Source organism: Catellatospora aurea, from assembly GCF_042663325.1.
Taxonomy (GTDB): Bacteria; Actinomycetota; Actinomycetes; order Mycobacteriales; family Micromonosporaceae; genus Catellatospora; species Catellatospora aurea.
Genome location: NZ_JBHTAC010000011.1, coordinates 163,450 through 176,756, shown reverse-complemented (window position 1 = coordinate 176,756; position 13,307 = coordinate 163,450). Strand labels below are relative to the sequence as shown.

Genomic DNA, 13,307 nt, shown 5'->3' with positions numbered 1-13,307 from the left:
GGTGGCCGATCCGCAGAGCCCGGCCGAGGAGCAGCGCAAGGGCCCGCGGCGGGACGCGTCCGGGCGCATCGTCTCGCTCACCGACCTGGTGGCGTACGCGCTGGCCGGGTTCGCCATCAGCGTGCTCGGCATGGTCGCCTTCGACGGACTGTTCGCCCTGCTCGGCATGGGCGAGTTCGGTGACCTCACCGGCTGGCTCGCGGTGATCTTCCCGGCGATCATCTTCGTCGAGCAGTTCAAGGCGGCGGCGGGCCACCGCGGGCGGCTCGCCGTGGCCCCGGCCGCCGGTCTGGCGGCCGTGGTGCTCGGCGTGCTCGCGGTGGGCGTGGCGTCGGGATTGCCGCCGCTGGTCTCCGGCGGGCTGGGCGCGCTGGTCACCACGGTGGTGTACGCCGTGCTCTGGCACCTCGGCCTGGCGGCCGCCGAACGGGGCTGACCGGCCTCTCGCGCGGGGCTGACCGAGGCCTGGCAGGTTCGGCGGCTACCCTGGACCGGTGAGTCCTGCTGTCAAGTACACGCTCGCCAGGCTGATGCTCTTCCTGGCCGTCTTCGCCGCGCTGTGGTTCGTGCCGAACCTGAGCATGCTGCTCAAGCTGATGATCGCCATCCTGGTCTCGGCAGCGGCGAGCTATTTCCTGCTGCGCAACCTGCGTGACGACGTGGCTGCCCAGGTCGAGGGCGCGGTGGACCGCCGCAGGGCCGAGAAGGACCGGCTGCGTGCCGCCCTGGCCGGCGAGACCGAGCCCGGCGAAGACGTGCCCGCCGCCGAGGCCGAAGAGGTCCACAAGACCCAGGCGTGATGAGCCTGCGCACATCCTCCACTCCGCGTCGCGAGCATCGGCACGGGTGTGTATTAGCGTGTCGGCTGACTGTCCCGCAGCGAAGCCGGTGTGAACCCGGCGCTGTCCCGCAACTGTGATCCCACCTCGGTGGGCGAGCCAGGTCGCCTGCGGCAGTCGCGAACCACGCTCTCGAGGAAGGGCGTCTCGCGGACCGGGCTGCCCCACCTGATCGGGCCCTGTCGGCGAAGGACCTGCCTCGACCGATAGGAGGATCAGTGCGTACCCGTTTCCTGTCCCGCCGCGCGTTCGGCGCGCTGGCCGCCGCCGGCCTCGTCGCCGTGCTCGGTGCCTGCGCCACGAACGACCCGGCGACCCCTACCCCGTCGAGCGCCGCCGCGGCGTACCCGGTGACCGTCGGCTCGGTGACCCTGCCCGCGCAGCCGGTGAAGATCGTGTCGCTGTCGCCGACGACGACCGAGATGCTCTTCGCGATCGGCGCCGGCGGCCAGGTCGTCGCCGCCGACGACAACTCGAACTTCCCGGCGAACGCGCCGAAGACGGAGCTGTCCGGCTTCCAGCCCAACGCCGAGGCCGTCGCCGCCAAGAGCCCCGACCTGGTCGTGCTCAGCACCGACGCCAACAACGTGGTCGCCCAGCTGACCACCCTCAAGATCCCGGTGTACGTGGCTCCGGCCGCCGTGACGCTGGACGACACGTACCAGCAGCTCGCCGAGCTGGGTGAGCTGACCGGGCACAAGACCGAGGCCGCCGCGCTCGCCCAGCGGATGAAGGACGACATCGCCAAGCTGGTCAAGGACCTGCCCAAGCGCGCGACCCCACTGTCCTACTACTACGAGCTGGACCCGACGCTGTACTCGGTGACCTCGAAGACGTTCATCGGCTCGCTGTTCGAGCTGGCCGGGCTGGAGAACGTGGCCGACGCCGCCGACACCAAGGGCAGCGGCTACCCGCAGCTCACCGCCGAGTCGCTGGTCAAGTCGAACCCTGACCTGATCTTCCTGGCCGACACCAAGTGCTGCCAGCAGAGCCTGGACACCGTCAAGGCCCGTGCGGGCTGGGCCGGCATGACCGCGGTCAGCAAGGGCCAGGTCATCGCGCTGGACGACGACATCGCCTCGCGCTGGGGTCCCCGCGTCGTCGACCTGATCCGCGCGATCGTCGACGCCGCGAACAAGGTCCCGGCCTGACGTGACGACACTGCGACCGGCACGGCTGCGTCCCGGGTGGCTCGCCGCCGGGATCGGAGCCGTGCTGGTCGCGCTCGTCGCCGGGGTCGCCCTGGGCCCGGTGACGCTGCCGCCCGGCTCGGTCGCCGCCGAGCTGCTCAACCTGATCCCCGGCGTGGACCTGCCGTCGGGGCTGAACGAGCGCGAGATCGCCATCATCACCGAGCTGCGGCTGCCCCGGGTGGTGCTGGGCCTGCTGGTCGGCGCGATGCTGTCCCTGGCCGGCGGCTGCTACCAGGGCGTCTTCCGCAACCCGCTGGCCGACCCGTACCTGCTCGGCGTCGCCGCGGGCGCCGGGCTCGGCGCGACCATGGCGATCGCGTTCCGGGCCGGGGCGGTGCTGCCGCTGGCCGCGTTCGCCGGGGCGGGTATCGCGGTCGTGGTCACCTACCTGCTCGGGGTGGCCGGCGGGCGGGACCGCTCGTCGGCGACGCTGATCCTGGCCGGGGTGGCCGTGTCGAGCTTCCTCGCCGCGATCCAGACCTACCTGCTCCAGCGCAATGTGGACACCATCCGCGAGGTGTACTCCTGGCTGCTCGGGCGGCTGGCCACCAACGGCTGGCACGAGGTGACGCTGCTGCTGCCGTACTCGGTGGTCACCACGGTCGTGGTGCTGGCCCTGCGCCGGGAGCTGGACGTGCTCAGCGTCGGCGACACCGAGGCGGCGAGCCTGGGCCTGCACCCGCAGCGCTCCCGGTTGATCCTGCTGGCCGCGGCCTCGCTGGGCACCGCCGCCGCGGTCGCCGTGTCGGGGCTGATCGGCTTCGTCGGCATCATCGTGCCGCACGTGGTGCGCCTGCTGGCCGGTGGTTCGTACCGCTCGATCCTGCCGCTGTCGCTGCTGTTCGGCGCGGCCTTCCTCGCCCTGGCCGACCTGGCCGCGCGCACCCTGATCGCCCCGGGCGAGCTGCCGATCGGCGTGGTCACCGCGTTCTTCGGCGCCCCGTTCTTCATCCTCGTGCTGCGCTCGACCCGGCGGGTGAGCGTCTGATGCTGGCCGTCGAGGACGTCCGGGTGACCCTGGGCGACGCCGAGATCCTGCACGGCATGGACCTGACCGTGGCCTCCGGCGAGTGGGTCACCGTGATCGGCCCCAACGGCGCGGGCAAGTCGACCCTGCTGCGGGCCGTGGGCGGCGCGGTGCCACACCACGGAAAGATCATCATCGACGGTACGCCGACCAGCGCGCTGCCACGCCGCCGCCGCGCCCAGCTCGTTGCGACCGTGGCGCAGCAGCCCGTGGTGCCGCCCGGGATGCGGGTGCTCGACTACGTGCTGCTCGGGCGCACCCCCTACATCGCCCCGCTGGGCCGTGAGTCGGCGCAGGATCTGTCCATCGTGGAGCAGGTGCTCGACTCCCTGGAGCTGCGCCGGTTCATCGGCCGGGAGCTGGAGACGCTGTCCGGCGGCGAGCGTCAGCGGGTGTTCCTGGCCCGTGCGCTGGCCCAGGGCGCGCCGCTGCTGCTGCTCGACGAGCCCACCTCGGCCCTGGACATCGGCCACCAGCAGGAGGTGCTCGAACTGGTCGACCGGCTGCGCAAGGAACGCGCGCTGACCGTGCTCGCCACCATGCACGACCTGTCCGTGGCAGGCGAGTACGCCGACCGCCTGGTGCTGCTGGCCGAGGGCAGGGTCGCCGCCGACGGGCCGCCGGAGCAGGTGCTGACCGAGGAACTGCTCGCCCTGCACTACCGTGCCCGGGTGCGGGTGATCGCGGGCGAGTTCGGCCCGATCGTGGTCCCGGTCCGCGTCAACTGATCTCGCGTACCGCCGCGAGCGCCCGGTCCACGTCGGCCTCGTTCGTCACGATGCTCGTGCCGAACCGCAGGTAGGACGGGTTGTACGGGGTCGTGCTGGTGATGACGTCCTTGGCTGCCAGCACCGAGACGGCCGCAGCCGGACTCATCGACTTCAGCTCGCAGCAGACGAGTCCCGCACTCAGCTCGGGAGACTTCGGCGTGATCACTGTGACGCCGTCGATCCCGGCCAGGCCTTCCTTGAGCCGGGTGGCCAGCTCGGTCGTACGCGACGCGACGCGGGCGCGGGTCAGCGCGGCGTGGAAGTCGAACGCCTGCTCCAGCGCCCACAGGTGCTCGAAGTTGTGGTAGCCGCCAGGCGACGCCGACGGCGCGGGCAGCGCCGGGTCGAAACCCAGCCAGTGCGCGAACCCGGCCTGCTCGAAGGTGGGGATGGCGGGCCGGAACCGGGCCCAGGCCTCGGGGCGGCCCCAGATCATCCCCGTGCCGCGCGGCCCGAACAGCCATTTGTGGCAGCCCGAGACGAGGAAGTCGCAGCCCAGGTCGACGGCGCTCGCGTCGACCGCGCCGAAGCCGTGCACCCCGTCCACGCACAGCAGCGCCCGCCGGTCCGGCGGCAGGTCGCGGTTGTGTGCGGAGAGCACGTCGGCGATCGCCCGGATCGGCATCCGCAACCCGGTGCTGGAGTGCACCCAGGTCACCGCGACGATCCGGGTGGCCGGGGTGAGCGACTTGGCGACGGCCTGCGCGATCTGGTCGGTGCTCGCGGTGGCGGGCTCGGCGAACAGCCGCACCCGGCGGACCGTCACGCCGTCGCGGGCCGCGCGCAGGCGCAGGGACTCGTGCGTGGAGTAGAAGTCGTGCTCGGTGGTCAGCACCTCGTCGCCGGGCCGTAGCGCGATCCCGCCGTAGAGCAGGCCGAGGCCCATCGTGGTCGAGTCGGTGAAGTAGACGTGGTCGCCGGATCCGCCGAGGTACTTGCCCGCCGCGAGGTGCAGCCGCTGCCGGGCGTTCTCCTCCTGGGCGTGCAGGTAGCCGACCGTGTCCTTGTCCAGGCCCTCGCGGTGCCGCGCGATCGCCGCCCGTACGTCGGCCGGCGGACTGGCGAACACGAAGGCGGCGAACTGCGCCTTGGCCGTGTCCAGCAGGAACTGCCGCCGCACGCTGTCCCAGCTGGTCGGGTCCAGCGGTGCGTACACCGGCGGCGGATTCTCGACGACGGCGTCCTCGTCGCATGCCGACAGTGCGCCCAGCGCGGCGGTGGCGGTCAATCCGCCCAGCAGCCCCCGACGGCTGACAGAGAGCTCACCCATCGCCATATCGGACCACGCCCGCCGCCTATGTGCCACCACCCGTTGACCCGATCCGGCTTGCGAGCGGCACCCGCGTAGTCCTCGGTGAGCGTCTACATCTTTTTTGATGTGGCCACATCAAAAAAGATGTAGACGCAGCCGGACATGCTTGCTCGCGCGGAGCCGTCAAGCGGTCGCGCCGGTGCGGGTCAGACGCGCAGGGGTTCCGGGAGGGGTTCGGTGTGCAGGACGATGAGGCTGGTGACGGCGCGGGTGAGGGCGACGTAGAGGCGGTGCAGGCCGCGCGGTTCGGCGGCGACGATGGCGGCGGGTTCGAGCACGATCACGTGGTCGTACTCCAGACCCTTGACCATGGTGGCGGGCACGACGGTGAGGCGGCCGTCGCCGTCCAGCTCGGACGGTTCGAGACCGGCCGCGTGCAGGGCGTCGAGCACGTCCGGCACGGCCGCGTCGGCGGCGATGACGCCGACCGAGCCCTCCCGGGTCAGCGCGGTCCGGGCCGCGGCGACCACGTCGGCGGACTCGGTGACCTCCAGCGAGCCGTCCCGGCGCAGCGAGCGGGCGGGTGGCACCGCGACGTCGAGGGCGGGCAGCAGCCGGTTGGCCAGCGCGACGACCGCGGCCGGGACCCGGAAGCCGGTGCTCAGCGGCACGATGCGGCCGTCGGGGCGGCCCAGGTGGCCGAGCATGTCGCGCCAGTCGCGGGCGGCCCACGGCGTGGTGCCCTGGGCGAGGTCGCCGAGGATGGTCAGCGAGCCGTGGCCGCTGCGCCTGGCCAGCGCTCGCGCCTGCATCGGGGACAGGTCCTGCGCTTCGTCGACGACGATGTGCCCGAACCCGGCGGGCCGGTCGAGCAGCCCCGCGATCTCGTCGGCCAGCACTGCGTCGGCCGCGGTCCACGGGGCGGTACGCAGGCTGCGCGGCGGTTTCGGCCAGTGCAGCAACTCCTGCTCGTCGGGGGAGAGTAGCCCGTCGGCGGCCCGGCTCAGCGCTTCGGCGTCGGTGTAGAGGTCGGCCAGCAACTGCTGCGGGGTGACGGCGGGCCAGCAGTGGTCCAGCAGGTCGGCCACGGCCTTGACCTTGCCCATCTTGCGCAGCCAGGAGTCCGGCGGGGAGTCGCCGCGGCGGGCTTCGGACTGCCGTTGCAGCAGCCCCACCACCCGGGCGCGCACCCGCTCCCGGCCCAGCGCGTACGGCGGCTGCTCGCGGCGGACCTCGTCGACGACCCGGCGCAGCACACCCTCGTCGACGCGCCAGCGGTAGGAGCCGTCCGAGACGGTGATCGGGCCGGCGGGGCGGGCGATCCGGGCCCACAGGGCGCGGTGCAGCACCTGCGCCATCCGTGCGTCGTGCTTGAGCGTGGCGGCCGCGACGCCGTCCTCGGCGCGGACCGGCAGGTGGTCGAGCAGCTCGGCGACGGTGGACTGGGACACCTCCAGCTCGCCGAGGGCGGGCAGGACCGCGGAGATGTAGTGCAGGAACGCGCGGTTCGGACCGATGATCATCACGCCGGACCGGCGCAGCCGCTCCCGGTGCAGGTAGACCAGGTACGCGGCGCGGTGCAGGCCGACCGCGGTTTTTCCGGTGCCGGGCGCGCCCTGTACGCAGATGGTGTCCTCCAGGTCGGCGCGGACCAGTTCGTCCTGCTCGGGCTGGATGGTCGCGACGATGTCGCGCATCGGGCCCACGCGGGGCCGCTCGATCTCGGCGGTGAGGATGGCGCTGTCGGTGCCCAGTTCCTGGCCGCTGTCGAGGTGCTCGTCCTCGAAGCTGGTCAGCGCCGTGGTGCCGCCGGCCCCCGCGGGCGACCAGCCGAACCGGCGGCGGACCGCCACTTCCTGCGGATCACGGACGCTGGCCTGGTAGAAGCGGCGCGACATGGGCGCGCGCCAGTCCAGCACCAGCGGCTCGCCGACCGCGTCGGAGACATGCCGCCTGCCGATGTGCCAGCGCTCGGCGCCCATGGTCAGCTTGCCGAAGAACAGCGGCACGGCCGGGTCGTCGGAGAGTTCCTTGATGCGCTGCGCCATCTGGCGGCCGAGCTGCTCGGCGGTGTACGCGTCCCCGGCGACCTGGTCGCCGACGGAGAACAGCTGCTCGGCGCGCTCCCGCATGGCCTTCAACGCGGCGCGCGAGGTGACCAGGTGGGCGCGTTCGGCGGCCAGCTCGTCGGAGGTCGCGATCGTGGTGGATATCTCAGGGGCGGTCGGTGCTTCGGCGCTCATGGCCGTCCTCTCGGGTGAGAAAGATCGGCCGCCCGGCGCTGCGCTTGGAAGATAAGCGCTGTCGGCAGTGCCCTTCACAATCGACCGACCATGGTAGCTGTCATCGACGGGCAGTCACGTGATTTTCTTTACCGGTGAGCTCTGAGGGACTGCTGAAGATCACCGACCCGTCGGTGATGCGGGCGCTGGCGCATCCGGCCCGTATTGCGATCATGGATCACCTCTCCGCCACCGGTGAGGACGCGACGGCCACCGAGTGTGCGGAGATGGTCGGCCTGTCCCCCAGCGCGACCAGCTACCACCTGCGGGCGCTGGCCAAGGCGGGGCTGATCGAGGACGCGCCGAGCCGGGGCGACGGCCGGGAACGGGTGTGGCGGGCCCGCACCCGCGGCTGGTCCCTGGAGATCGGGCCGGACGGCGGTTCCGAGGCCCGCGCGGCCGAGAGCGCCGTGGCCGGGGTCTTCCTGGCTCAGGGCGACGAGCGGGTGCGCCGATGGCTGTCGCGCTCGCACGAGGAGACCACGCAGTGGTACGACGCCGCGCTGATGAGCGAATTCGGCATCGTCATCACCGCCGAGGAGCTGACCGCGCTCACCGACAAGATGGCCGAACTGCTGGAGCCGTACAAGGTGAGCCAGCGCCAGGAGGTGCCCGGCGACGCACGGCGGGTCACCTGCCAGATACGCGCGGTGCCGGTCGACTGACCGGACACGCCACAGGTCACAACCGCCGCGGGCACCGCCCGAAGGGTCGCCCGCGGCGGGTAGGCTCCCTGATCATGAACGCGGTGCAGCGTCCCCGGGTAGGGCACATCCAGTTCCTGAACTGTCTCCCGATCTACTGGGGACTGATGCGCTCAGGCGCCCTGATCGACGTCGAGCTGCGCAAGGACACCCCCGATCGGCTGAGCGAGGCGCTGGTCGCCGGCGACCTCGACATCGGCCCGATCTCGCTGGTGGAGTACCTGCGCCACGCGGACGAACTGCTGCTGCTCCCCGATCTCGCGGTCGGCTCGGACGGCCCGGTGCTGTCGGTCAACGTCGTGTCCACCAAACCGCTGCAGGAGCTGGACGGCACCCGGGTCGCGCTGGGCAGCACCTCGCGCACCAGCGTGCTGCTCGCGCAGATGCTGCTGCTGGAGCGCTACGGCGCGAGCCCCGACTACTTCACCTGCCCGCCCGACCTGACGCAGATGCTGCTGGAGGCCGACGCGGCCGTGCTCATCGGCGACACGGCGCTGCGTGCGCTGTTCGAGGCGCCCAGGCGCGGGCTGGCGGTCACCGACCTCGGTCAGGCCTGGCGCGAGTGGACCGGACTGCCGATGGTGTTCGCGGTGTGGGCGGTCCGGCGCGACTTCGCCGCCGCGCATCCCGGCCTGGTCAAGGACGTGCACCAGGCGTTCCTGCGCTCGCGTGACCTGTGCGTGGACAACCTGGACGAGGTCGCCGCGTCGGCGGCCCGCTGGGAGCCCTTCGACGCCGGCACGCTCGCCTCGTACTTCCGCGTGCTGGACTTCTCGCTGGGCGGTCGGCAGATCAACGGGCTGCGCGAGTTCGCCCGCCGCGCCGCACTGGCCGGCCACGCCCCGGCCCTGCCCGACGGCGGCCCGGAGTTCATGGAGCTGTAGTCCCGGCTCGCGGGCGGGCACGCCTTGATCGCCGGACTTGCCTGGCACCTGTGCATACCTTGGGCGCGAATAAGCCCAGCTGCCTGGCAAGTCGGGTGATCTCGGGGTGCCGGGCGGGGTCAGACCAGTTCGGTCTTGGTGCGGAGCTGGGTGGCGACGGACTTGGCGATCTCGCCGCCGTGGGTCCAGGACGTGCTCAGCGGGAAGCGGGTCAGCACGGCCATGGTCCAGTCGTCGCCCAGGGCCAGGCAGTTGACGTTCCACTCGCTGGTGGCCTGCCGGTCGACCCAGCCGTTCTTGATGGCGATGCGGGACTGCTCCGCGGCCGGGAACGCCTTGCGGATGCCGAAGTCGCCGGTGCCGCGCACCGCGCGCATCTCGCCGACGAGGTAGCTGGTCCAGGTGGGTCCGGCGGCCCGGCCGGTGCCGATGGCGTGCGCGATGCGGCAGGTGTCGCGGGCGGACAGCCGGGTCGTGCTCCAGCCGTCGCCCGCCTTGGAGTCGGTCAGCCCGCAGACGTCGATCAGGCGCGCGATCGTCGCCGAGCGGCCCAGCTCCGCGTACAGCGTGGAGGCGGGGCCGTTGGCGCTGTCGCGGATCATCGTGCGAATCTCGTTCATCCGGGTCGAGCTGGGCGTCTGACCTGCCTCGGCGGCGCGGCGCAGGTAGTCGGCGGCCAGCCACGCCTTGATCATCGAGGCGGTCATGTTGGTCTGGTTGAAGTTCTTCGAACCGACGATCTTGCCGGTCTTCCGGTCCATCAGCGCCCAGCTCCACCAGGCACTGGTCTTCACGGTGACCAGCGCGCCCGCCTCCGGGGCGGTCAGCACGTCCACTTCCGCGTGCGCGAGTCCCGGCCGCCCGGGCTGCACCGGGACGCTGCGGGCGATCGCGGACTCCGGGCTCGCGGAGGCGCTCGGCGACACGGCCGGTTCCTGCCAGTTGGCGGCGACGGTAGATGCGTCGCCGCCGCGGCCGGCCAGCCAGAAACCACCACCGGTCAGGGCGGCCAGTCCGGCGGTGCCGGCCAGCAGCATGCGTCGACGGGAGAACAGCTCTGTCATGAGGGGGAACTCCGGGGAGGGGGAGGCGGGGGCGCGGAGGGGTGGTCCGCCGGGTCAGGTCAGCGGTGGCGTCACCAGCTGACGCGCCACGGAGGCGCAGACGTCGGCCCCGTACTGCAGGCCGTTCTCGACGGGGTAGCGGGTCATCACGTTCATGATCCAGTCATCGCTGATGGCGAGGCAGTTCAGGTGCCAGTTGCTGTCGGCGCCGATGGCCGTCCAGCCGTTCTTGATGGCGAGGGTGCGGGCGAGGGTGTCCGGCACGCCGTCGATGATGCCCCACCGGCCGCCGCCCGTGGTTGCGAACTGCTCCTCGGCGGCCGTCGTACCGGTCACCTGGCGCATCTCGGAGAGCACCCAGCTCGTCCAGGTCGGGCCCGCGGCGGTGCCGTCGGCGACACACTGCGCCAGCCGGACCGCGTCGCGCGGGGACATCTGGGTGCGGCTCCACCACTGGTCGAACAGGGTGGTGTCGGTCAGGCCGCAGATGTCGATCATCCGCTGGACGACCTCGTTGCCGCCGCCGGACAGGTAGAGGGCCTGCGCGGCGCGGTCGTCGGAGTGCCTGATCGCGGCGCTCGCGTCGGCCAGCTCCTGCGGGGTCACGGTCTGGCCGGACTCGGCGGCCCGGCGCAGATGGTCGGCGACCAGCCACACCTTGATCATCGACTCGGTGCTGCTGGTCTGCGTGGCGTTGCGAGACGCGATGAGCTCGCCGGTGTGCCGGTCGAGCATGGCGTAGCCGATGAAGTCGCCGGTGAAGGCGAGGTTGACCCGGCCCGCGGTCAGCGACCGACTCGGCCGCTCGGCAGCGCGGGCGGAACCGCCCTGTTTCGCGGCGGCGGGCTTCGCGGCGCTGGCGGCCGGGGCGGGAGCCGTGGTGGCCGACGGGGCCGCGGCGGGCACGGCGGTGGCGGCCGGGGGCGGGGTCTCGCCTGCTTCTGCGCTCACCCGGACATTCTGCGAGCCGGTGAGAGCGGCGGCGGCCCTAGGGGCCACCAGTGCGAGGACCAGAACGCCCAGCGCGATCGTCGCGGCGAGGAGGGGGGTACGGCGGCGCATGTCGAGAGGTGCTCCCGTTCGACGGCATTGTCGTGGGTCGCCCGGGTATGGGGTGGTCCCGGATTGGCAGCAACGGTAGGTCGCACCGCGCTGAGCTGCCATATCCGAGTCTTGCTCGCGCTCATTCCCCGTGCCAGCGGTGACGCAGGTCACGTCGGGCCGGGCACGGGAGCGCTGGTTGTGACAGTTGTTGCGCCGATACGCGCAAAGCTGTAACACTGGCCGCATGGAGACGGGTATGCCGGGCGTTGCCGGCGCGGAGAGCCTGCTCGGCGAGGTCGAGGAGGCGGAGGCCGCGCTGCGCGAGGCCGCCGACCGGGCGCTGGACGGCGAGGCGTCGTTCGAGGCCGTGATCGCCGCCGATCAGAAGATCGAACCGCGGGACGCCATGCCCGACGCGTACCGGGCTGGGCTGATCCGCCAGATCGCCCAGCACGCGCACTCCGAGATCATCGGTATGCAGCCCGAGGGCAACTGGATCAGCCGGGCCCCCTCGCTGCGGCGCAAGGCGATCCTGCTGGCCAAGGTGCAGGACGAGGCCGGGCACGGGCTCTACCTGTACGCCGCCGCGGAGACGCTGGGCGTCAGCAGGGCCGAGCTGGACACGGCGCTGCTCACCGGTAGGCAGAAGTACAGCTCGATCTTCAATTACCCCACCCTGAGCTGGGCGGACGTCGGCGCGATCGGCTGGCTGGTGGACGGCGCGGCGATCGTGAACCAGGTGCCGCTATGCCGCTGCTCGTACGGGCCGTACGCCCGCGCCATGATCCGCGTGTGCAAGGAGGAGTCCTTCCACCAGCGCCAGGGCTACCAATCGCTGTACGTGCTCGCCCAGGGCACCCCGGAGCAGCGGGCGATGGCGCAGGACGCGGTGGACCGCTGGTGGTACCCGTCGCTGGCGATGTTCGGCCCGCCGGACGCCGACTCCACGCACTCGGCGCAGTCCATGGCCTGGAAGGTCAAGCGCTTCTCCAACGACGAGCTGCGCCAGCGCTTCGTGGACATGTGCGTGCCGCAGGCGGAGATCCTCGGCGTGACCCTGCCCGACCCGGACCTGAAGTGGAACGAAGAGCGCGGGCACTACGACTACACGTCCCCCGACTTCGAGGAGCTGATGCGGGTGGTCAAGGGCGACGGCCCCTGCAACCGCCAGCGTCTGGCGCACCGCAACCGGGCGCACGAAGAGGGCGCGTGGGTGCGCGAAGCGGCCGCGGCGTACGCGGAGAAGAACAGGAAGGTAAAGGCGTGACCAGCGACGAACCCCTGTGGGAGGTGTTCATCAGGCCGCGGCGCGGGCTGGCGCACACCCATGCCGGCAGCCTGCACGCGCCGGACGCGGGCATGGCCCTGCGCCACGCGCGTGACCTCTACACCCGCCGCCAGGAGGGCGTCTCGATCTGGGTGGTGCCCGCCGCGGAGATCACCGCGTCGAGCCCCGACGAGAAGGACTCCTTCTTCGACCCGGCCGCCGACAAGATCTACCGGCATCCGACGTTCTACGAGCTGCCGGAGGGGGTGGCACACCTGTGAGCGAGACCGCTACCGGAGTCGAGCTGCTGGGGCTCGGGGACGACGCGCTGATCGCGTCGCAGCGGCTGGCCGAGTGGGTGTCGCGCGCGCCCACGCTGGAGGAGGACGTGGCCCTGGCCAACATCGCCCTCGACCAGCTCGGCGCGGCCCGGATGCTGCTGGCCGCCGTCGGCGACGAGGACGAGCTGGCGTACCGGCGCGACGACCACGGGTTCCGCAACTGCCTGCTGGCCGAGCTGCCGCTCGGGCCGGGCCGCGGCGACCTGGACTTCGGCTGGACGATGAGCTGGCTGCTGATGCTGTCGGCGGCGCAGCTGCTGCGCTACACCGACCTCGCGGCGGGCTCCGACGAGCAGGCCGCGGCGATCGGGGCGAAGGCGGTCAAGGAGTCGACGTACCACCTCGACCACGCCACGCAGTGGATGCTGCGGCTGGGCGGCGGCACCGAGGAGTCGCACCGCCGGGTGCAGCAAGGGCTGGACGGGCTGTGGCCGTACGGCCACGAGCTGACCGAGGGCATCCGGGACCGCTGGCTGGCGATCGTCGAGCCGGTGCTCGCGGAGGCGGGCCTGACCCGGCCCGCCGACCGCTGGCGGCCGGACGGCGGCCGGGCCGGACGGCACACCGAACACCTGAGCTACCTGCTGGCCGAGATGCAGTCGCTGCACCGGGCGCACCCCGGGGCGCAGTGGTGAACACC

Annotated in this window: 14 protein-coding genes and 1 riboswitch; of the genes, 10 read left to right on the top strand and 4 right to left on the bottom strand. The window is 72.1% G+C overall.

The features are described 5' to 3' along the window. The first annotated feature begins 1 nt into the window (after nucleotide 1). From ACFQO7_RS13765 to ACFQO7_RS13745, 5 genes are all read left to right on the top strand, one after another. A complete protein-coding gene (locus ACFQO7_RS13765) occupies nucleotides 2-436 on the top strand; it encodes a hypothetical protein (RefSeq protein ID WP_376806715.1) in 435 nt (144 codons plus the stop codon). Nucleotides 437-494: 58 nt separating this feature from the next. After that, nucleotides 495-800, top strand: coding sequence for a DUF4229 domain-containing protein (locus ACFQO7_RS13760; protein WP_360535519.1), 306 nt, complete (start codon nucleotides 495-497; stop codon nucleotides 798-800). A 29-nt stretch (nucleotides 801-829) separates the two neighbouring features. Further along, nucleotides 830-969: riboswitch (cobalamin riboswitch) on the top strand. Between the two features lie 103 nt (nucleotides 970-1,072). Continuing rightward, nucleotides 1,073-1,990, top strand: a complete 918-nt coding sequence (locus ACFQO7_RS13755; RefSeq protein ID WP_376806739.1) for an ABC transporter substrate-binding protein — start codon at nucleotides 1,073-1,075, stop codon at nucleotides 1,988-1,990. A gap of 1 nt (nucleotide 1,991) precedes the next feature. Continuing rightward, nucleotides 1,992-3,020 carry a FecCD family ABC transporter permease gene (locus tag ACFQO7_RS13750; RefSeq protein ID WP_376806714.1) on the top strand — a complete coding sequence of 343 codons (1,029 nt, stop codon included), beginning with the start codon at nucleotides 1,992-1,994 and terminating at the stop codon, nucleotides 3,018-3,020. Further along, complete coding sequence (locus tag ACFQO7_RS13745) at nucleotides 3,020-3,787, top strand: ABC transporter ATP-binding protein (RefSeq protein ID WP_376806713.1); 768 nt, start codon at nucleotides 3,020-3,022, stop codon at nucleotides 3,785-3,787. Before ACFQO7_RS13750 ends, ACFQO7_RS13745 begins: the two co-directional genes overlap by 1 nt. Here the strand turns inward: ACFQO7_RS13745 and ACFQO7_RS13740 are convergent. After that, entirely contained in the window at nucleotides 3,780-5,099 is a 1,320-nt protein-coding gene (locus tag ACFQO7_RS13740) for an aminotransferase class V-fold PLP-dependent enzyme (protein ID WP_376806712.1), read from the bottom strand. The two genes, ACFQO7_RS13745 and ACFQO7_RS13740, sit on opposite strands and share 8 nt — an antisense overlap. 188 nt (nucleotides 5,100-5,287) lie before the next feature. Continuing rightward, entirely contained in the window at nucleotides 5,288-7,324 is a 2,037-nt protein-coding gene (locus tag ACFQO7_RS13735; RefSeq protein WP_376806711.1) for a HelD family protein, read from the bottom strand. A gap of 134 nt (nucleotides 7,325-7,458) precedes the next feature. On the opposite strand from ACFQO7_RS13735, the gene ACFQO7_RS13730 reads away from it, so the two are divergent. Beyond that, complete coding sequence (locus ACFQO7_RS13730; RefSeq protein ID WP_360535533.1) at nucleotides 7,459-8,028, top strand: metalloregulator ArsR/SmtB family transcription factor; 570 nt, start codon at nucleotides 7,459-7,461, stop codon at nucleotides 8,026-8,028. Nucleotides 8,029-8,102: 74 nt separating this feature from the next. Continuing rightward, nucleotides 8,103-8,951, top strand: coding sequence for a menaquinone biosynthetic enzyme MqnA/MqnD family protein (locus tag ACFQO7_RS13725; RefSeq protein WP_376806710.1), 849 nt, complete (start codon nucleotides 8,103-8,105; stop codon nucleotides 8,949-8,951). A gap of 119 nt (nucleotides 8,952-9,070) precedes the next feature. Here ACFQO7_RS13725 and ACFQO7_RS13720 read toward each other — a convergent pair whose 3' ends face one another. Together ACFQO7_RS13720 and ACFQO7_RS13715 are read right to left on the bottom strand one after the other, a co-directional pair. Beyond that, the gene (locus ACFQO7_RS13720; RefSeq protein WP_376806709.1) at nucleotides 9,071-10,015 is read right to left on the bottom strand and encodes a serine hydrolase; all 945 of its coding nucleotides are present in this window, start codon (nucleotides 10,013-10,015) and stop codon (nucleotides 9,071-9,073) included. Nucleotides 10,016-10,069: 54 nt separating this feature from the next. Then, complete coding sequence (locus ACFQO7_RS13715; protein ID WP_376806708.1) at nucleotides 10,070-11,077, bottom strand: serine hydrolase; 1,008 nt, start codon at nucleotides 11,075-11,077, stop codon at nucleotides 10,070-10,072. Between the two features lie 226 nt (nucleotides 11,078-11,303). Here ACFQO7_RS13715 and paaA point away from each other — a divergent pair, with 226 nt between their 5' ends. From paaA to paaC, 3 genes are read left to right on the top strand one after another with little or no spacing between them, the layout of a single operon-like run. Then, nucleotides 11,304-12,326 (top strand): 1,2-phenylacetyl-CoA epoxidase subunit PaaA, encoded by a 1,023-nt coding sequence (paaA, locus tag ACFQO7_RS13710; protein WP_376806707.1) that lies wholly within the window; start codon nucleotides 11,304-11,306, stop codon nucleotides 12,324-12,326. Continuing rightward, nucleotides 12,323-12,607 carry a 1,2-phenylacetyl-CoA epoxidase subunit PaaB gene (paaB, locus tag ACFQO7_RS13705; protein ID WP_239167770.1) on the top strand — a complete coding sequence of 95 codons (285 nt, stop codon included), beginning with the start codon at nucleotides 12,323-12,325 and terminating at the stop codon, nucleotides 12,605-12,607. Before paaA ends, paaB begins: the two co-directional genes overlap by 4 nt. After that, nucleotides 12,604-13,302: a 1,2-phenylacetyl-CoA epoxidase subunit PaaC gene (gene paaC, locus ACFQO7_RS13700; protein ID WP_376806706.1), complete on the top strand. Its 699-nt coding sequence runs from the start codon at nucleotides 12,604-12,606 to the stop codon at nucleotides 13,300-13,302. The genes paaB and paaC overlap by 4 nt, the downstream gene beginning before the upstream one ends. Nucleotides 13,303-13,307 lie beyond the last annotated feature (5 nt).